Raw genomic sequence first — 19,771 nt, forward strand, 5'->3', positions numbered from 1 at the left:
CTTTCTCGTGAAAAGAAACCAACGGGGCGTTCTTTATTTTTTACGCAAGATTTGCGCCAAAATGTTACAGAGCCACGATTGACGCGGGCTGTAGGACAATTCAACGTGCGCCGCAAGTCATTGAGAACAATGGCATTCCGCTATAGCGTTACCGTGCGACCCACAATCCAGACGGTCATGCGCACCAAAAACACACACAAAAAGTGCGTGACGCCCCACAAAAGGGCTGATGTGGACCGTTTGCCCGGTTAACCCTTCCAACACCCGGCCAAAGCTGGCACCATCGCGCCCTTTTTTACGCAAAGCCTGTGGATTTCTCGGGTTCAAACGTCTGTAGGTTGTTGATGGCGCGACACGCTGCTGCGCCGATGCGACACCCTGCCGCAGGCCACCCGTTAACCGTCCGCAGCGCTGTTGGCTGCCATCCGAACGCTATGCTAGCTTGGCGCCTCGCCAGGAAGGCGGCCCAACAGCAGGAATGCAATGAACACAATGAGGACCGCACATGGCCGAGGCCGCGCCCGCGCTTGAAATCCGCAACTTGCATAAACGCTATGGTGAGCTTGAGGTACTTAAAGGTATCTCGCTGACCGCCCGCGACGGCGACGTGATCTCGATCCTGGGTTCCTCCGGTTCCGGCAAGTCCACCTTCCTGCGCTGCATCAACCTGCTGGAAAACCCGCACCAGGGACAGATCCTGGTCGCCGGCGAAGAACTCAAGCTCAAGGCCGCGAAAAACGGCGAGCTGATGGCCGCCGACGGCAAACAGATCAACCGCCTGCGCAGCGAAATCGGTTTTGTGTTTCAAAACTTTAATCTGTGGCCGCACATGAGCATCCTCGACAACATCATCGAGGCGCCCCGCCGTGTGCTCGGCCAAAGCAAAGCCGAAGCCACGGAAGTGGCCGAAGCCTTGCTGGCCAAGGTCGGCATCGCCGACAAGCGCCACGCCTACCCTGCGCAACTGTCCGGTGGCCAGCAGCAACGGGCGGCCATTGCACGCACCCTGGCCATGCAGCCCAAGGTCATCCTGTTCGACGAGCCGACATCGGCGCTTGACCCGGAAATGGTCCAGGAAGTACTTAATGTGATCCGCGCGCTGGCCGAAGAAGGCCGCACCATGCTGTTGGTCACCCATGAAATGGGCTTTGCCCGTCAGGTGTCCAGTGAAGTGGTGTTCCTGCACCAGGGCCTGGTCGAAGAGCAAGGATCGCCACAGCAGGTATTTGAAAACCCGCTTTCGGCGCGCTGCAAACAATTCATGTCCAGCAACCGCTAACGGAGCAACATGCATGCAGAACTATAAAAAATTCCTTCTGGCCGCGGCCGTTTCGATGGCGTTCAGCGCCACGGCCATGGCAGAAACCTTGAAGATGGGGATCGAAGCGGCCTACCCGCCCTTCAACAATAAAGACGCCAGCGGCAACGTCGTCGGCTTCGACAAAGACATCGGCGACGCCCTGTGCGCGAAGATGAAAGTCGAGAAGTGCGAAGTGTATGTGTCCGACTGGGACGGCATCATCCCGGCCCTGAACGCCAAGAAGTTCGACTTCCTGGTGTCCTCGCTGTCGATCACCGATGAGCGCAAGCAGGCCGTCGACTTCACCGACCCGTACTACTCCAACAAGCTGCAATTCATCGCGCCTAAAGCGACTGCGGACTTCAAGACCGACGCGGCCTACCTGAAGGGCAAGGTCATCGGTGCACAGCGCGCGACGCTGGCCGGTACTTACCTGGAAGACAAGCTGCCGGACACCGAGGCCAAGCTTTATGACACCCAGGAAAACGCCTACCTCGACCTGACGTCCGGCCGCCTGGACGGCATCCTCGCCGACAAATACGTGCAGTACGAATGGCTCAAGAGCAAAGACGGTTCGGCCTATGAATTCAAGGGCGACCCCATTGTAGAAAGCGACAAGATCGGTATCGCTGTACGCAAGGGCGACCCGTTGCGCGAGCGCCTGAACAAGGCTTTGGCAGAGATCAAGGCAGACGGCACCTACAAAAAGATCAACGACAAGTACTTCCCGTTCAGCATCGAATGATCTGAACGGCCTGCCCGACGCGCTGCTTGAGCGCGTCGGCTTTTAGCAATGCCTGCCGCGATATGAAAACACCATGAATTTCGATCTCTACGGATTCGGCCCGGCGCTCGCCGCCGGCGCGCTGATGACCGTCAAACTGGCGCTCACGGCTTTATGCCTGGGGCTGGTGCTGGGCCTGGCCGGGGCCTTGGCCAAGACATCGCCCTACAAGCCGTTGCAATGGCTTGGCGGCGTTTACTCGACCATCGTTCGCGGCGTGCCGGAACTGTTGTGGGTGTTGCTGATTTATTTCGGCACGATCAACGCGATGCGCAGCCTGGGTGAAATGCTCGATATTCCCGACCTGTCGCTCAGCGCTTTCGCGGCCGGCGTGATCGCCTTGGGCCTGTGTTTCGGGGCCTACGCCACCGAGGTGTTACGTGGCGCGATCATCGCTATTCCCAAGGGCCATCGCGAAGCCGGCGTGGCATTGGGCCTGTCGAAGTTTCGCATCTTCACCCGCCTGATCATGCCGCAGATGTGGCGCATCGCCCTGCCGGGCCTGGGCAATTTGTTCCTGATCCTGATGAAAGACACCGCGCTGGTCACGGTTATCGGCCTGGAAGAAATCATGCGCCACGCCCAGATCGCGGTCACCGTCACCAAACAGCCGTTCACCTTCTATCTGGTCGCCGCGTTCATTTATCTGGGCCTGACGTCGCTGTCGATGGTCGCTATGCACGTGCTGGAAAAACGCGCCGCCCGCGGCTTCGTGAGGACGACGTAATGGAATGGGAAGTCATCTATAAGTGGCTGCCGAAGTTTATCCAGGGCGCCATTCTGACCCTGGAACTGGTTGGCATTGCCGTGATTCTCGGGCTGATCCTGGCGATCCCGCTGGGCATCGCTCGCTCATCCAAGCGCTGGTATGTGCGCTCGCTGCCCTACGCGTATATCTTCTTTTTTCGCGGCACCCCGTTGCTGGTGCAGTTGTTCCTGGTCTATTACGGCCTGGCCCAATTCGACGCCGTGCGCGCAAGCTTCATGTGGACGTATCTGCGCGACCCTTTCTGGTGTGCCACGGCCACCATGACCCTGCACACGGCGGCTTATATCGCCGAAATCCTGCGCGGCGCCATCCAGGCTATCCCGCCGGGCGAAATCGAAGCAGCTCGCGCGCTGGGCATGTCCAAGCCGAAAACGCTGTTCTATATCATCCTGCCGCGTGCGGCCCGTATCGGCCTGCCGGCCTACAGCAACGAAGTCATTTTGATGCTCAAGGCCAGCTCGCTCGCGAGCACGGTGACCTTGCTGGAACTGACCGGCATGGCCAGGACCATCATTGCGCGCAACTACCTGACAGTTGAGATGTTCTTCACCGCCGGCGTGTTCTACCTGCTGATTTCCTACATCCTGGTACGCGGCTTCAAACTGCTCGAACGCTGGTTGCGCGTCGATGCTTGCCAGGGACGTTGAGGCGCGCTTCGCGGCGCTGGATGCGTTCCTGATCGAGCACCAAGGGCTGTGGCGACCACGGCCCTTTACGCACCTGCAATTACCCTGGGAACGCGAGTATCCCGAGCTTGGCCAGTGGTTACGCCAGCGCACTTTGGCCGATGCCGAAAGCTGTCACAACTGGCCTCACGCCCTGCCGGCGCCCGCGCCTTTTCCACAGCTGGCCGAACAGGCGCTGCAGCTCAGTGCTGTGGACAGGTTACCGACACAGGCGCTAGGGCCGGCGCGTCATCGACTGAATGTCGACGTACCGGGTCGCAAGTGGCAACAGATCGAAGCCTTCGGCGCCGCACTCAATTTCACCCACACGCCCGGCCATTGGCTGGACTGGTGCGCCGGCAAAGGCCATCTTGGCCGCCGCCTGCTGCAACCCGGCCAGCAGTTGACATGCCTGGAATACGACCCGGCGCTGATCGCCTCCGGCCAGGCATTAAGCGATCACCACCACTTGCCCGTCACTCATCGCCTGCAAGACGTAATGGCCCAGGTAGCACTCAGCCCCGAACACACACCCGTCGCCCTGCATGCCTGCGGCGACCTGCACGTGCGCCTGCTGCAACTGGCCAGCGCGGCCGGTTGCAAGCAACTGGCACTGGCGCCCTGCTGTTACAACCGCATCAACGCCGACAGCTATCAAGCCGTATCCGGCACCGCACGCGCGTCGCAATTGCGGCTGTCGATTGATGACCTGGGCCTGCCGTTGAGCGAAACCGTGACTGCCGGCAACCGCGTACGCCAGCAACGGGATATCTCCATGGCCCGACGCTTGGGCTTCGATCAGTTACAGCGGCAATTGCGTGGCAGCGACGACTATTTGCCCACGCCTTCCCTGCCCACCCGCTGGCTGGATCAACCTTTCGCAGACTATTGCCAAGCGCTGGCGAGCCTCAAGGGCTTATCCACAGGTGAACAGGATTGGCAGGCGCTGGAAGCGCAGGGCTGGCGCCGGCTGGCCGAGGTCAGAAACCTGGAGCTGGTACGTGGGTTGTTTCGGCGCCCATTGGAAATGTGGCTGGTGCTGGACCGGGCACTTTTTCTGATCGAACAGGGCTACAACGTTGAGATAGGCAGCTTCTGCGACGCCACGCTGACCCCGCGCAATTTGATGGTGGTGGCTGAGCGCGATTAAGGGGCAAATTTCCTACACGCGCCCTGTGGATAAGTCTGTTGATGAATTCTTTACGAGCGCTGTAACTATCAGCGCTACAGGCCAAAAGCCAAGCTGGTCATTTTTTGTTCACATTATAAAGTGCACGCAAAACAGGCAGTTGCAGCGTGTTGAGAACGGCTCCACAAAATGGCTGTTTCGTGACACGCACGACCAACCGATTGTGCATAAGCATCTGGCGTAACGCGTATAAACCACGCTTAAGCCGTTCTTTTGGGCGCCTTCAACAGCTGGCAAATTTCGTTGATATCGTCGCTGGCCAGGTGTTTCGCAACGTTATCCAACGGGTCGGCAGCAAACGCCAGCGCCTCGTTGATCGCCATGTCACGGTGAACCTCCAGCGGAGCCTTGCCGAGGTGCTGTTTGAAAGCCTCAACCATGTCCAGGCTGAAAGCATTGCTCTCATCCACCTGATTGACCACCACATGCACGGCAGGCGGGCGTTCACCGGCAAGGTGCGGCGCAAGCAATACATCCAAGTGATCGAGCGTGCCAAGGCACGCGGCATCCGCCTGCACAATCACCAACACCACGTCGGCAACGTTCAGCGCTTGATGAAAGTAGACGTTGTTGCCAGCTGGCGTATCGATGATCACCGTTTGCCGCTCGCTCAGGCCCAGCGATAGGAGACGTTGAGCCAGCCAGGTCGGCTCGTGTTTGAGCCAGCGCTCGAGATTTTCCTGCTGCTGAACATCGATATCGCCAAAGGTAAGCACTTGGCAACCGGCGAAACCGAGCTGTTGCAACGGGCTCCACTGCCCATGCTCCAGGCTGGTGCGGCCGATACCGGGAAGCGCCGCACTGACGCCAAAGTGATGGTGCAAGGCGTTCTGCGGGTCCAGGTCCAGCGCCACTACTGATTCGCCATGACGCTGCAGGCCGCTGCTCAGGGCTGTGGCCAAGGTGCTTCGGCCGACACCCCCATTCATCGACACCAGCGCGACGATTTTCGGGCGCAGTGCTGCCAGATCAACGGCGTGAGCGTGTGCGTGGGGGGATGGGTCAGCAGGCACGCTGCCGAAAAAGTGCATGCGCGCATTGATGCCTTGGGCATCGTGGGTGACGTTTTTGCCGAACAACGTCAAAAGCTCTTCACTCAGGCTCATGGCCTACTCCTCACGACGCATCGTAAAGACGTGAAGTTCGGCAAGCAGGCACTTACCGCAGGTCTTATTATTGGCGTCTTAGTGACGCATTCTGTGACAGGTGTGGCGAAGTGTCATTATTTTGATGTTTTGACTGGGTGTTTTTTAGACAAACGGTAAATAGTCAAATAAATGGCCGTTCGCCTTTAGCGCATTCTCGCGCTCAACGCCCGACACAGCGCATTCACGTCTTGGCATCCGGCGCTATCAAGCACGGGGTCGAGCGGGTCTCGCCCGTAAGCCTGCGCCTCGCTGAACGAGGGATCGCGTTGAACCGTGCCCAACACGGCATCACCCAGGCGCAATTTGAAAACGCCCGCCATGTCCTGGCTGAACGCGTGACCGCCGTCCACCTGATTGATCACGTAAAACCGTTGAGGCGGCGATTCACTTGCAAGGTAGGGCGCGAGTACTTCGTCCATCTTGGCCAATCGGCGAAACGAAGCCGCGTCCGGCTGAACCACCACCAGCACCGCATCCGCCACCGACATTGCCTGGCCGAGATACACCGTGTTGCCCGCAGGGACGTCGATGACCACCGTGTCCTGGCAATTGAGCCCGAGGCCGGCCAAACGCTTGCCGAGAAATTCGAGATCCTGCCCCAGCCAACGATTCAGGCTTTGTTGCTGCACGGCGTCGGTTTCACCAAAGCTGACCAGCCGGCACCCGGCAAACCCTCTTTTGGGCAAGGCTTGCCAGGTTTGATTGAGCAAGCTGGTCGCCCCAAGGCCAGGCAGATCAAACCCCGGGCACAAGTGATGACGCAGCGCGTCTTGCGGGTCCAGGTCCAGCGCCAGCGCTGGATGCCCCTGACGCTGCAAACCGCTGGCAAGCGCGGCGGCCAACGTGCTGCGCCCCACGCCGCCGGTAGCAGAAACCACAACCACCACCTTGGGCGCCGAGGCGTGCGAATACACCTCGCCGCCCGGGCTTTCTACTACTTGGGGTGGGGGAACAGAAGCGGCCTTCCCTTGGTTCAAATGATCCAGCAAACGCTGTAAAGGCTCGGCCACCGAGGGCTCGCGCAAAGAGGGTTCAGCCAGCGCGGTGTAAAGTTTTGAAATGTGATCTGCACGCCCCACTGACTGCTCCTCCCGTTCTAATCGCCGATCAATTAAGGCGCGCATTGTGTGATATCACACTGATGGTGTCAGTATTTTGGTGTTTGTAACAAATTTTTTTCAGATGAGCGGCATGGCGCCATTTTTATGGCTTTAAGCCAATATCTACATATTTCTTTTTAAATCAAATAACTAAAAATTATTTGTGTGTTTTTTGATCATTTTTTATTTCATGTCAAACGCTCTCAAACCTCTTTCGTATCAGCGAGTACATAAACGTCAGGCCAACACATAACGAGACAAAACCAAAGCTGCGAGACACAGCCCAGATACCTGCAAGGCATTCAATGACCTCAGCCCACCATTGACGCCCCAGAGGACAGCACCATGACCCCGCACAACTGGAAACACTGCGTCGCCTTAGGCCTGCTTGCCTTGACCTTCGGCGCCCATGCCGACGCAAGCCAAAAGCCGGACATCCAGCGCGTACTGTCAACCACCGAAGACGCCCGCTCAGGCTGCGCCGTAGTGAATGCACAAATGAACTACCTGGATTCGAAAGGCCGGACACAGGTGTTGGAGTACATGAAATTTACCGACACTTGCGGGGACGGAAATTGAGGCTGATTCGAGGCCCCGCAGACGACGAAAAAGCAGTGATCACAAAAAAACCTTCGCCTCTGCAAAAATAGTCAGAATTCAGGGGTTTACAGATGCTTGCCAATCGCTATAATCGTCGCCCTAACACGCCGGTATAGCTCAGTTGGTAGAGCAACTGACTTGTAATCAGTAGGTCCCGGGTTCGACTCCTGGTGCCGGCACCATATAAGACGAAGCCCTCACAGCAATGTGAGGGCTTTGTTGTTTCTGGCGTAAGCATCAGCGCCCTCGCTACACACAGCTGGCCACATCGACTGTGATGTCGTTCGTCTCTGCGCTCATTTGCGCCCTTGGCTGAGGCCTCATCCCCTATCAATAGCTTTTGGTCCGGCTGAAAATTGAGTTTGGCTGCTACGTGCTGCTCGCGTTGGCGCTACTGGTATTGCGCAGGGCAACCGTGCCGCTGATCATCGCACTTGCCTTTTGCATAACCACCTACCTATGCAGCACGTCAGCACACCCGATGGCGCCGAAGCTACTGGTGTACTCAACCGTTGGGATTGCATTCTTCGTAGGGTCTTCGCTGTATTTCTATCGAGCTGCATTCAGCAGCGCGAAAGCGAAACTATTGATCGGCATTCTGTCGGCAGCACTTATTCTGGTCTCCCTGAACACACCGTTGGTTATGGTGCTTGCAAGTATCGGGGTAAGTCTTCTGGTGCTGTCACTTGGGACGTTGTGCAAAGACCGAATCATTAAATCTCGATTCGATATTTCATATGGGATGTATCTCTACGCCTTCCCCGTGCAGCAACTCATGATCAATACGACGGCACTGAGCTTCTACGCTTCAATGCTGGCAACTGCGGCAGTTGTGATCGTGCTGGCCACCTTGTCGTGGCTGTTTATCGAGAAACCTGCACTGAACTATGTGCATCGAAAGTCCCGACACCAGGAAAGCGCTGCAACAATGGCGTAGAGCAGTTTCATGCCGTGATGAACCTCGCGGCGTGTTGCCTGGCGGTCTCGACACGGCCGACACTCGGCCGCGAACTCAGCGACAGAGCCTGAGAGCCCGATTTTGAGGCAGGCGCGAAAAGCGCCACGCAGTCGTTAAGTCAACGAACGTGATAGCTCTCACTCGATAGGGGAGTCTCACCAATAACTGCAACAAATCCGCCCGTATTAACCTCCCCAGGCGTCACCCCTTGGTGATGGTAAAGGCGGTGAAGGTGTTGGAGTCGCCCTGCCATGCTGGGCAATAGGATGTGAATGTGGTGGCCGGGGCGCTATCGCGGGTGATGCGCAGGCTGACAAAGGGCATGGCAGTGGCTCCGTTAGCCGGCCGTCGAGGTGATGGGCGGGCAAGTGGGGCTAATTTAGGCGTGCGCCTGATAGGGATAAAGGTGGGCTGGAGTACTTCATTAGTGATGCGGTGTAACAGATGCATGAGGTAATACCTTCATGTATCTCGCCTGACGCTTTTTTCGGTATAACCGACACCTCTGCGTCGTGAACGGACTCCCATGAACGCCCTGAAACTGATCTGCCTGCTCGTCATTTTCCCGCTATTGCTCGCCGCCCTCGGTGGCTGGGAGCGCGAGCGCGCTGCCGAGGCAACCACGGACATCATCGTTTACAGCGCCAAGGTGAACGCTGCCAAACAGCAGTTGCAGGCGCTGGCGGCGCGAAATCCAGCGGCGCTGGTCGACCTGGGCAAAGAGAAAATCAGCGTGCAACTGGCGCTCTCACGCCTGGATAACGTTGAAGCCGAGCTGCCGACTGCTCATCGCGTAAACCGCGCCCTGCGCGAACTGGCACCGTGGGTGATCGGCCTGGGGTTGCTCGCGGCGTGCATCGGCCTGGCCGCGCTGGCCGGCACCCAGTGGGCAGGGCAACGCGCGCAGCAGTCGCGGGAGAAATTGCTGCAGGTGTTCTCCCTGGGCAGCCGGCTGTTGCCCTACGGGCTGGTGTGCCATGTGGTGGCAATGGCCGCGACGTTGGCGTTGGTGCTGATTTATGAAGGCCTGGCGATGTGGCATGTGGGACGCCTGGGCAGCGGCGAAGTCAAGTTGATGGCAACACTGGGTGTGTTGGCCGCCTTCAGTGTGTATTCAATCTGGTCGCTGCTTAAACAACTGCGCAACATGCTGGGGATGTTCAAGCCCGAACCGTTGCAGATGTTCGGGCAGGTCGTTACACCGCAGCAGGCACCTGGATTATGGCGCCACGTACGCGAACTGGCCGGCCAACTGGGTGCATTGGCGCCGGATCATATTGTGGTGAGCCTGGCCCAAGGCTTTTACGTGACCTCCAGCGAAGCCAGTGTAATGCCCGCCGAAACGCGATTGAGCGGGCGCACCCTGCATGTGCCGTTGCTGCACCTGGGCCTGCTGAACCGCGAAGAAATCGGCGCGGTGATCGGCCACGAGCTGGCGCACTTTGTGGGCGAAGACACCGAGTACAGCCTGCATTTTCTGCCGATCTACGACGGCGTCGACCGCAGCCTGCGGGCACTGCTGGAAACCATGCAGGCCAGCGACCTGATCCAGGGTTGGCTCATGCGCCCTTCGTTCATGTTCGGGCTGTTTTTCATGCAGCGGTTCGATCACGCAGTGAATCACTGGAGCCGAGAACGCGAGTTACTGGCGGACGCTGCCGGCGCCCGGTTAGTGGGCAATGCAGCGGCGGCCTCGGCGTTGTTGCGAATCTCGGTACTGCATGCCCACATCGAGCAGGCTTTGCTGATGCTCTGTGACACGGCCACAGAGGATGACTTGCCCGGCGCGGTGCTGACCGCATTGCGCGACACACCCTTGCAGCTGCCGCCCGAAGCGCTGGACATTCATCAACCGCACCCGACCGACTCTCACCCATCAAATGGCGAACGCTTGCAAGCCTTACAAGTGCACGTGGAAGACGCCGTGCACCGCGCCACGCGTGCGGTGGATGTAGACGCTGCGAATGCGCAGATCGATGCGTGTTTCAGCGCGCCGCTTAGCGTGCGAGTACAACTTTCCCGCGATCTGAATGCGCTGGCAGAGGCCGAAAACACTGAGCAAACCGAGCTGTTGGAAAGCATGGTCACGTCCACCACAGGCGAATGCTCGCTGCATGAAGGCGGCCGGTGGCGCGGCACGCTGATGGCGGTGTTGGCAGTGCCGTTTGTGTTGCTGGGGTTGGCCATCATGAGTCGGCCCTGGCTTTCCCCGGAAAAATTTAAAGGCACCCCGCTGTCGGCCGTGGGCGCCGGCGCGGCGATCGGCAGCATCGCGCTGATCTTTTTATGGATGGGCATCCGCCGCTTCAAGCGCGCACCGCAAACCGCGCTGCGTCTGACGCCGGAGCATTTTGTGTTCGCCAACCTGACGCACCCCTTGCCCATCGAACACATCGCCGATGTCAGCCTGCAATTTTCCCAAGGCGTGTGGGTCACGGTAGAACTGACGCCCGAAGCGCCATTACCCGAGCGACGTAAAACCGCGTTCGGCGTACCCGGAGCAAGGGTTAACAAGAAGAAACGCCAAGTGCTGCTGCAGATGGCGCAACTGTGCATCGATAACCAGAAAATCGAGCCCTACGAAGGGTTGGCAATGATGCTCAACTACCTGAATGCCTCCCTCGCCCGCAAAATTTTGCACAGCCGCCAAGACTGAAGTGCAGGCATAAAAAAACCCCGAACCAGTCGGGGTTTTTTATCGCCTGAAATCAGGCGCGACGCCAAATCAATTAGAAAACGTTGATCGGGTAGTCGGCGAACAGACGGATTTCGTTACCGCCTACGTTGTAGTTGCTGGCGTTGCTGGAGACGCGCAACCAGGACGCACGAGCGCGCAGGCTCAGGTCTTTGGCTGGGCCGCTTTGAACGACGTATTTGAACTGGTTGAAGATTTCACGCTCGGTGCCACTGCCGCGGTTGGAACCGTCGTCAATGTTGGTGCCGCGCACGTAAGCAATGTTGTAGGTCAGGCCAGGCACGCCGAAGGCGCTGAAGTCCAGGCCGTAGCCTGCTTGCCAGGAGCGCTCGTCCTTACCGTTGAAGTCGGACCAGTAGGAGTTGGCCAGCAAGATGGTGTTACCGCCATCGCCGATGCCGCCAGCGTTGCGGTAGCCGCCGTACAGATAACCGGTGTCGCCGGTGCTGCGCTGGTGAGCAACGGTGAAGCTGTGCGGGCCAACCGCCCAGGTCGCGCCCAGGCTCCAGATTTTGTTGTCGCGAGCGTCGGCGTCACCTTGGTTTTCCAGGGCGAAGCTCTTGTCCAGCTTGGTTTTGTAGCCGTTGAAGTCAAAGGTCAACGATTGCTTCTCTGGCAGGGCCAGTACGTAGTTGACGTTGACGTATTGCTTCTTCAGCACGTCTTGCATGTCGGAGGCGTACAGCGCGGCCGACAGGCTTTCGGTGAATTTGTAGCTACCACCGATGTAATCAATGCTTTTCAGGCGACCGCTGTCGGTGCCTTCGGCGCTCTTGCGCGCTTCCTTGGTGAAGTGACCAGCGTCCAGTTGCAGGCCGGCGATCTCTTTGGAAACGATCGAGGTACCCGTGTAGGTTTCCGACAACAGGCGGGAGTTGTCGTACTGCAGAACAGGGACTGCCGGGAACTGATCACCATACTTCAGCACAGTGTTGGAAACCCGGAATTTGACGGCTGCGCCGCCCTTGGCCAAATCGTCGGCCGGTGCGCCGTTGCGAGTGGTGCCATCCGCGCGCGTGGTGGCTGCGCCTTCTTTAAAGAAGTCGATACCGCCCGCGCCAGCGCGGCCTCGGCCACCATCCAGGCGAATGGCGTATTGGCCGATCACGTCCACACCCACACCGACGGTGCCTTGGGTGAAGCCGGATTCGAACTTACCGATGAAGCCCTGGCCCCACTCGGCTTTGTCTTGCTTGCCGTTTTTGTAGTCACGGCTGATGTAGGCGTTACGTGCTGCGATGTTCAGGTGGCTGTCGTCAACAAAACCCTTGGATTGCTCCTGGTCGTTTGCCATTGCCTGAGTAGCGCTCAAAATCCCCAGAGCGATCAGACCCATCCGTTGCTTCAACATTTCTTATATTCCTTATTACTGGTTGAGTACGCGCTGTGACACCAGGCTCCGTGTCGCTTTTCTGGTGTCGACTTTTTCCGGAAAAAACAAAGCCCGCGGACGACTGATCTGCCGCGGGCCTTTTTTTATTGGATAAGTCATGGCGGTTAGCCACAGGCGTTGGGCGCAATCCTATGCGCGCGTTGAACTATGTGTCAATTTCGTGAATCGTCTGTATTTAGGCGAAATAATTCTAAGCAACGGCCTACAGCGCCTGCATGAAAGACAGAAAATCACTCAGAATCGCAAAAAAAACACATTGAGTAACACTTTCCAAAGCCTACATTTTTGGGAATGCATAACGCGCGCAAATGCAAAGCATTACCATTAACGCGCACATTCCTTCCCGAACTTTTTGGATAGATTCCTTCATGCCTGTCTCTCGCCTGACGCCCATCACCCTTGGGCTTTCTGCTCTGCTGTCTGCTGGTTTTGCCTGCGCCGCCACGATTTTGCCGGAAACCTCGATCAGCACCGAAGTTGACGAAGACGACCCACGCGTCAAAGAGACCCACACCGCCACCCGCACTGCCACATCGGTGCGTTATGTGCCGCAGGCCATCGATTCGGTAAAAACCGAAACCCTGCGCGCCTACGGCACCAACGATCTGGGCCAGGCGTTAAGCGGAATTCCCAACGTGAGCAGCGGCGCCGACACGCGCTTTGACAGCCTGCGCATTCGTGGTTTCGACGCAAGCAACGACTTCTACCTGGACGGCATTCGCGACGACAGCCAGTACGTGCGCGACCTGCATAACATCGAACGCATTGAGGTGCTCAAAGGCCCGGCAGCCGTGCTGTACGGGCGCGGCGGTCAGGGCGGGATCGTCAACCGCGTGAGCAAATTGCCCACCGCGGGTCACACCTCCAGCATCGAAGCCCAGGGCGGCAGCGATGATTTGCGCAGCCTGTATGCCGACCTCAGCACCGACCCCACAGACGACATCAGCCTGCGCCTGAACATGGGCAACCAGGACAACAACAGTTTCCGCGACGGCGTCAGTGGCAATCGCCAGCTGTTTGCGCCGTCGATGAGCTGGCAACTGACGCCCGACCTCAATTGGTTGGTGCAATACGAATACAGCCGCTACAACCGCACGCCGGACCGCGGTATTCCTGGGGTCAACGGGCGCCCGGCAGACGTGAGCCGTAGCGCCACCTATTTTGATAGCCGCGATTACATCGACGACAAGTCTCAGTCCCTGCGCTCCAGGCTCGCCTATGAACTCAACGCCAACTGGCAACTGCGCCACACCTTGGGCGTGTTCAAGCTCGACAGCGATTTCGACAACACCTACCAGACCGGCTACGACCCGAAAACCAACAGGGTCACGCGCCAGCGCTGGCAGCAGGATTTGACCACCCGCAACGTTTTCAACAACCTCGAGCTGGAAGGCGCTTTCGACACCTTCGGCCTGGAGCACCGCCTGCTCACCGGCCTGGAGCTGGGCAGCCAGCGCCGCGACCCGAAGCTGTATACCGCCACCGCCGTCAACCGTGGCGGCCAAGCCGTGCCGAGCCTGGATCTCAACCAGCCCAACCGCCACTTGAGCCACAACGGGCCGATGACGCTTTCAAGTTACAACCACACGGAAGTCGAAAGTCGCGCCGTGTACGTCCAAGACCAACTGCGCCTCAACGATCAATGGCAACTGCTGGCAGGCCTGCGGTATGACCATTTCGAAGTGGACACCACCAGCAAGGTGCTCAACACCCGCCAAGCTGTCGATAGCCGCAGCACCAGCCCGCGCGTCGGCCTGGTATGGACGCCACTGGAACATCACTCGTTTTATGCCTCGTGGAGCAAAACCTTCTCCCCTGCGGGCGGTGGCCTGATCGGTATCACGCCCAACGCCGCTGGCAGCGTCAACGACCTGAGCCCCGAACTGACCAAACAGAAGGAAATCGGCGTGAAGAGCGATTGGCTCGACGACCGCCTGAGCACCACCCTCGCCGTGTACGAGCTTGAGCTTTATAACCGCCGCACCAGCGACCCGCTCGACCGTACCATCACCCTGCTCACCGGCATGCAACGCTCGCGCGGTGTGGAACTGACGGCCGCCGGCAAGCTCGTCGGCAATTGGTATGTGCGTGGTGGCATCGGCCTGCAGGATGCCAAAGTCGAGAAGGACAACAATGGCTTTGAAGGCAAGCGCATCAGCGATGTGGCCAAGCGCAATGCCAGCCTGTTTATCACCTGGAAACCCGAGATGGGCTGGTATGCCGAAACCGGTCTGACCCTGGTAGGTGACCGTTACGCCGACAACCTCAACACCGTGGCGCTGCCAGGTTATGGGCGGTGGGACGCATTGGCCGGGTTCCGCCAGAAGCAATGGGACCTACGCGCGGCGCTGAACAATATTGCCGACAAACACTATTACGCTTCGGCCACCAGTGCGGCGCAGATCCAGCCGGGCGAGCCACGTAGCCTGGTTGTAACGGGCACCTACAGTTTCTAAAAACTGACACCCTGATGTGCGAGCAGGCTTGGCTGCGATGCCATCGCAGGCGAGCCCGCTGCCATCGCTGATCTCAGTGCCTTCAGTTTTTCAACAATTCACACAACGCGCGCACTTCATCCTCACTGAACAGCCCCGCCGGGTAACGTTCACTCATCACACGGCGCAAGTCAGCGTGCCTGACCCGCCGCGAGCTGTTTGCCTTCAACCAGAGCGCCAACGCATGGATCGCATCACCGTTGACCCGCGTGGGGTGGAACGGACGCGTGTAGATCAGGTTGATATCGGCATTCATTTCAGCGCTCTCTCCTACTGCGTGAGCGGCTAACTTACTCAAGGTTTGTGACAGAACTGCGCAGTCATCGCCTCAAGTCACTGTGACCACACCGATACAAGAGCTATGCCAATGTCCCGTATTTATAGGCATTCGGATACAAAAAAGCCCGCGGCCGTGCAGGGCCGCGGGCTTGCTATTAGCGCTATGAACGGGTACTGCCGCGCTGTTGCTCAGACGCTGTTACAACTGCACTCAGTTTTTGTGCGGCGCCGGCTGTTGTTGGGTCAGGCAATGGATATTGCCGCCACCCAGTAACAGTTCGCGCCCCGGCACCATCACCACTTCGTGCTGCGGGAACAGGTTCTGCAGAATCTGCTTGGCCTGACTGTCCAACGGGTCGTCGAAGCTTGGCGCGATGATGCCGCCGTTGACGATCAGGAAGTTCACGTAGGAACCGGCCAACCGCACGCTCGGGTTACGTTCCTGGCTACCGTCCACCGGGTCGACGCCCGCGCACTCTTCTTCAGTGGCATACAGCGGCCCCGGGATCGGCATTTTATGCACTATGAATGCGCGCCCTTGGGCGTCAGTGCTGCTTTGCAGCACATCCATGGCAGCGTGGCAGCGCGCGTAGTTCGGGTCTTGCGGGTCGTCGGTCCACGCCAGCAGCACTTCGCCCGGGCGCACATAGCAGCAGAAGTTATCCACATGGCCATCGGTTTCGTCATTGAACAGACCGTCCGGCAACCAGATGATCTTATCCACAGCCAGATTGGCGCTGAGCACCGCTTCGATGGCCGCGCGATCCAGGTGCGGGTTGCGATTGCGGTTCAACAGGCATTCTTCGGTGGTGATCAACGTGCCTTCGCCGTCCACATGGATCGAGCCACCTTCCAGCACGAAGCCTTCGGTGCGGTAGCGCGGCGCACGTTCGATCTCGAGAATCTTGCCGCCCACCTGCGAGTCACGGTTCCACGGCGCATAGAGGCCGCCGTCGAAACCGCCCCAAGCATTGAAATCCCAGTTCACGCCGCGCACTTCGCCGCTGTTGTTGATCACGAAGGTCGGGCCGGTGTCGCGCACCCAAGCGTCATCGCTGGACATTTCCACCACGCGAATATTCGGCACGTCCAACCGTGCGCGCGCGTTTTCGTATTGCCCGGCCGACACACCCACCGTCACCGGCTCAAAGCGCGCGATGGCCTTGGCCACAGCCACGTGCGCGGCCTGCGCAGGCTTACCGCCCAGGCGCCAGTTGTCCGGGCGCTCAGGCCAGATCATCCAGGTTTGAGTCTGTGGAGCCCATTCGGCGGGCATGTAGAAGCCATCGGCGCGAGGTGTGCTGTGCAGGGTGGTCATGGCGTTCAGGGCTCCGAATGGGGTGAAGACCGACTTTATAACGGATAAAAATCGGCTTTAAAAGGGAAAAAAGACGATAAACAGAAAGCAATACAGCAGATAACCGATAACAATCGACTATTACAATTGTTCATCCAGCACCTTCGACAGCATGTCGACGAAGAAGTCCACGCTGCGTTTGGACGTGACCATCGGCGGCTTGATCTTGAGGATATTGAGGTAGTCACCCGTAGGTTGCATGAAAATCCCCAGCTCCCGTAACCGGTCACACAGCAACGCCGTTTCTTCGGTGGCCGGTTCCAGGGTAAGGCGGTCACGCACCAACTCCAGCCCCAGATAGAAGCCGGAGCCATGAACAGCGCCGACCAGCGGGTGACGATCGATCAACTGCTCCAAGCGCGCCTTGAAATGCCCGCCCACCACCTGGGCGTTTTCCCACAGCTTTTCTTCCTGCATCACGTCCAGCACGGCCATCCCGATCTGACAGCTGACTGGGCTGCCCCCCGACGACGAGAAGAAATACCCTTCGGCCTCCAGCGCCTCGGCAATTTCGCGCCGGGTGATCACCGCGCCCAACGGTTGGCCGTTCCCCATGCCCTTGGCCATGGTGATGATGTCCGGCACCACGCCCTGCTCTTCAAAACCCCAGAAAAAATGGCCCATGCGCCCATAACCCACCTGCACCTCATCGGCGATGCACACGCCGCCCTGGGCGCGCACCCGCGCGTACACCTGCTGCAAATAACCCGGCGGCAGGGAAATGCCCCCCGCATTGCCGTAGACCGGCTCGCATATGAACCCTGCCAACTGGCGTTTACTCGCGGCGATTTTCGCCAGGTTGTGCTCCACGCTTCGCACGTAATCCGGCGTACTGTCCTGCCCACGGAACTCGCCGCGATAGGTGTTCGGCGCGGTCACCGGGTGCACCCAGTCCGGGCGGCTGCTCAACGCCTGCGGGTTGTCGGCAATCGAGGTCGACACCGCATCCGCCGCCACCGACCAGCCGTGGTACGCCTCCAGCACGCTGAGCATGTCGCGCCCGCCGCTGTAGGCCCAGGCCAGGCGAATCGCCAGGTCATTGGCCTCGGTGCCGCTGTTGACCAGAAACACCCGGTCCATGCCCTCTGGCGCCAATGCCAGCAAACGCTCGGAAAACTCGGCAATCGCCGCATAGTGAAAGCGCGAATTGGTATTGAGCAGCGACCATTGCCGCGCCGCCACCGCCGCCATGCGCGGGTGGCCATGGCCCAGCACGGCGACGTTGTTGAGCATGTCCAGATAGGAACGGCCCTGCATGTCGATCAGGTGGTTGCGCCAGCCGCGCTCGATGCGCGGCGGGTCGACGTAATAGTGCTTCTGCGAGCGAGCGAAACTGGCATCCCGACGTGCCAGCAGAGCTTCGGTGTCCAGTTCCGGCTCGGCATCACAGGCCAGCCCCAGCAACGCGGCCGGCGACGGGCAGAGGGCTTGCCACGCCGGCGCCCTGGAAGGCGTGCAGAACAACGGCGGCTCGAGCTCGGCACGGCATAACTGTACGGTGAGCGGGGCGTGCACCTCACCGAGCAGTTGCCCCTTCACCAGCACCGAGCCCGGTTTCAATGCGGTTTTCACGCCGCCGACACGCAGGCTCAGTTGAGCGTCTTGCAAGCACAGCAGACCGTCGTCGTCTTGGCGCAACGTACCGCCAAAGGGCGCTTCCAATACGGTGCCGTGAGGCAGATGCAATTCCACGTGAAGCGGGAAAGTCTGCGGCTCGACGGCACTGTCGGCGCGCGTTCGCGACAACCGGTATTGCCCATACCGGCTGGCCGCCAGCCCATGCACGGTCGCCGCTTCATCCAGCAACCGGCGGTCTATGCCGGGCAACTCCCAATTGCCGGCCTCAAAATGCGGGCTGAGTACACCCAGGTCGATCAGCGCAAACTCACGTCCCACAAGGCCCGGCAGCAACGGTGCGAAGTCTTGGTCGGCCATCGGCGGCAACGCTTCTGCGACACAGCTCAGGATCGCCGCCTCCATCAGCGCAAACGGCACCGAGGTCGCCACATGAAAAATTTCCCACTCGTGCTCGGCATTTTTCAGCAGGTAAGTGTTGTCAGGATCAAGGCGTTGCTGCTGTTCGCTGCTGAGCACCAGCACCGCCGCGCGCGCCACAATCAGCGGCCATAACGCCTGTAATTCCTCGCGCTGCAATGGCGTCACCGCGTGGCAGGCCTGGATCGCCGGCAGGATGGCAAAGGGGTCTCCATCGGCATGGTGCAACAGCGCCGCGCAGGTCACCGACAGGTCGGCAATGCGCCAGGTGTGCACCAGGTCGCCGAAATCAATTACGCCCTGGACCTGCCAATGGCGCTGGGCGTCGCGCTGCCAGACGACGTTGTCATCGGTGATGTCCAGGTGCACGGCTTGCCACGGCAGGTGATCGGCCAAAGGCTGAAGACGCGTGTGTACGTGGTTGGCCGCGCGCTCGATGGCGTCGCGGTGCGGCAGGTTATCCAGGTTGGCCAGCAGGTGCGTGATCAGTGCATGGGCGTGGCGCGGGTCCCATTGCAACGTGCGGTCCAGGCCCGGGTGCTCGAAATGCTCAAGTGCGCGGCTGACCTGTCCACACAACTCACCGAAGCCTGCGATTACGTCACGGCCCAGGTGCGGCAGATGCGTCAGGGGCTGGCCGTCAATATAGTCAAGCAACCGCAGGTGCACGGTTTGCCCGCCCACGGTGACGGTCAGCAGGTCTTCCCCGGTCAGTGCGCGGTTCACCTTGGGCACGCGCACGTGCGCTTGCAGGTCATTGAGGGCGGCGTGCTGGGCCTGCAGTTCAACGGCGGCGTAGTCGCCCCGGCAGATCTTCAGAACAAAGCGGCCACGCTCGCTGTCAACTCGGTAATTGAGGTCTTGTTGGCTGCCCAGCGACTGCAATGCGCCCGTCAAACCGTAATGTTGCTCGAGCAATTGCGCGGCTTGATCGGCGCTTATTTGTGGGCAAGGCAAACTGGCACGATGGATCAATGTGGCGAGCAACATTGTGGTGACCTCTGCTTTTTCAGGCGCCTATATCGCCATTGTTCGGGGCCGTTA

16 protein-coding genes and 1 tRNA gene are annotated in these 19,771 nt (G+C 59.3%); 10 read left to right on the forward strand and 7 right to left on the reverse strand.

The window, feature by feature from the left end; translation table 11 throughout:
* Window positions 1–505 precede the first annotated feature (505 nt).
* The 5 genes from ACP7B3_RS17220 to ACP7B3_RS17240 all read left to right on the forward strand — a co-directional run bounded on the left by ACP7B3_RS17220 (window position 506) and on the right by ACP7B3_RS17240 (window position 4,668).
* On the forward strand, window positions 506–1,279 hold the full coding sequence (locus tag ACP7B3_RS17220) for an ABC transporter ATP-binding protein (RefSeq protein ID WP_106577457.1): 774 nt from the start codon (window positions 506–508) through the stop codon (window positions 1,277–1,279).
* A gap of 13 nt (window positions 1,280–1,292) precedes the next feature.
* Window positions 1,293–2,045, forward strand: coding sequence for an ABC transporter substrate-binding protein (locus tag ACP7B3_RS17225; RefSeq protein ID WP_426179814.1), 753 nt, complete (start codon window positions 1,293–1,295; stop codon window positions 2,043–2,045).
* Window positions 2,046–2,118: 73 nt separating this feature from the next.
* Window positions 2,119–2,811, forward strand: a complete 693-nt coding sequence (locus ACP7B3_RS17230) for an ABC transporter permease (RefSeq protein ID WP_119738133.1) — start codon at window positions 2,119–2,121, stop codon at window positions 2,809–2,811.
* Window positions 2,811–3,500, forward strand: coding sequence for an ABC transporter permease (locus tag ACP7B3_RS17235; RefSeq protein WP_106577455.1), 690 nt, complete (start codon window positions 2,811–2,813; stop codon window positions 3,498–3,500). Before ACP7B3_RS17230 ends, ACP7B3_RS17235 begins: the two co-directional genes overlap by 1 nt.
* Entirely contained in the window at window positions 3,481–4,668 is a 1,188-nt protein-coding gene (locus ACP7B3_RS17240; protein WP_426179817.1) for a methyltransferase, read from the forward strand. Before ACP7B3_RS17235 ends, ACP7B3_RS17240 begins: the two co-directional genes overlap by 20 nt.
* 239 nt (window positions 4,669–4,907) lie before the next feature.
* Here the strand turns inward: ACP7B3_RS17240 and bcsQ are convergent, their stop codons facing one another.
* Both bcsQ and ACP7B3_RS17250 read right to left on the reverse strand, forming a co-directional pair.
* Window positions 4,908–5,813 carry a cellulose biosynthesis protein BcsQ gene (gene bcsQ, locus ACP7B3_RS17245; protein WP_242198717.1) on the reverse strand — a complete coding sequence of 302 codons (906 nt, stop codon included), beginning with the start codon at window positions 5,811–5,813 and terminating at the stop codon, window positions 4,908–4,910.
* Window positions 5,814–5,998: 185 nt separating this feature from the next.
* The gene (locus tag ACP7B3_RS17250; RefSeq protein WP_426179820.1) at window positions 5,999–6,733 is read right to left on the reverse strand and encodes a cellulose synthase operon protein YhjQ/BcsQ; all 735 of its coding nucleotides are present in this window, start codon (window positions 6,731–6,733) and stop codon (window positions 5,999–6,001) included.
* Window positions 6,734–7,300: 567 nt separating this feature from the next.
* Here ACP7B3_RS17250 and ACP7B3_RS17255 point away from each other — a divergent pair.
* From ACP7B3_RS17255 to ACP7B3_RS17265, 3 genes are all read left to right on the forward strand, one after another.
* Window positions 7,301–7,534, forward strand: coding sequence for a DUF2790 domain-containing protein (locus ACP7B3_RS17255; RefSeq protein ID WP_426179822.1), 234 nt, complete (start codon window positions 7,301–7,303; stop codon window positions 7,532–7,534).
* A 127-nt stretch (window positions 7,535–7,661) separates the two neighbouring features.
* Window positions 7,662–7,737 (forward strand) — tRNA-Thr (locus tag ACP7B3_RS17260).
* Between the two features lie 191 nt (window positions 7,738–7,928).
* Entirely contained in the window at window positions 7,929–8,492 is a 564-nt protein-coding gene (locus tag ACP7B3_RS17265; protein WP_145159849.1) for an acyltransferase family protein, read from the forward strand.
* Window positions 8,493–8,714: 222 nt separating this feature from the next.
* Here ACP7B3_RS17265 and ACP7B3_RS17270 read toward each other — a convergent pair whose 3' ends face one another.
* Entirely contained in the window at window positions 8,715–8,837 is a 123-nt protein-coding gene (locus ACP7B3_RS17270) for a hypothetical protein (protein WP_426179824.1), read from the reverse strand.
* Window positions 8,838–9,039: 202 nt separating this feature from the next.
* Between ACP7B3_RS17270 and ACP7B3_RS17275 the strand changes: the two genes are divergently transcribed.
* Complete coding sequence (locus ACP7B3_RS17275; RefSeq protein ID WP_426179825.1) at window positions 9,040–11,169, forward strand: M48 family metallopeptidase; 2,130 nt, start codon at window positions 9,040–9,042, stop codon at window positions 11,167–11,169.
* Between the two features lie 73 nt (window positions 11,170–11,242).
* Here the strand turns inward: ACP7B3_RS17275 and ACP7B3_RS17280 are convergent, their stop codons facing one another.
* Window positions 11,243–12,559 carry an OprD family porin gene (locus tag ACP7B3_RS17280; protein WP_106577437.1) on the reverse strand — a complete coding sequence of 439 codons (1,317 nt, stop codon included), beginning with the start codon at window positions 12,557–12,559 and terminating at the stop codon, window positions 11,243–11,245.
* A gap of 410 nt (window positions 12,560–12,969) precedes the next feature.
* Between ACP7B3_RS17280 and ACP7B3_RS17285 the strand changes: the two genes are divergently transcribed.
* Window positions 12,970–15,057, forward strand: coding sequence for a TonB-dependent receptor (locus ACP7B3_RS17285; protein WP_426179828.1), 2,088 nt, complete (start codon window positions 12,970–12,972; stop codon window positions 15,055–15,057).
* An 82-nt stretch (window positions 15,058–15,139) separates the two neighbouring features.
* On the opposite strand, the gene ACP7B3_RS17290 is transcribed toward ACP7B3_RS17285, so the two are convergent.
* The 3 genes from ACP7B3_RS17290 to ACP7B3_RS17300 form a co-directional block, all read right to left on the reverse strand.
* A complete protein-coding gene (locus ACP7B3_RS17290; protein ID WP_145159843.1) occupies window positions 15,140–15,352 on the reverse strand; it encodes a hypothetical protein in 213 nt (70 codons plus the stop codon).
* 234 nt (window positions 15,353–15,586) lie between these two features.
* The gene (gene aguA / locus ACP7B3_RS17295) at window positions 15,587–16,693 is read right to left on the reverse strand and encodes an agmatine deiminase (RefSeq protein ID WP_145159841.1); all 1,107 of its coding nucleotides are present in this window, start codon (window positions 16,691–16,693) and stop codon (window positions 15,587–15,589) included.
* Between the two features lie 120 nt (window positions 16,694–16,813).
* Entirely contained in the window at window positions 16,814–19,717 is a 2,904-nt protein-coding gene (locus ACP7B3_RS17300; RefSeq protein ID WP_426179831.1) for an aminotransferase, read from the reverse strand.
* Between the last annotated feature and the right edge of the window lie 54 nt (window positions 19,718–19,771).

The sequence above is a fragment of the Pseudomonas sp. TWRC1-2 genome, assembly GCF_049896685.1.
Classification (GTDB): Bacteria; Pseudomonadota; Gammaproteobacteria; order Pseudomonadales; family Pseudomonadaceae; genus Aquipseudomonas.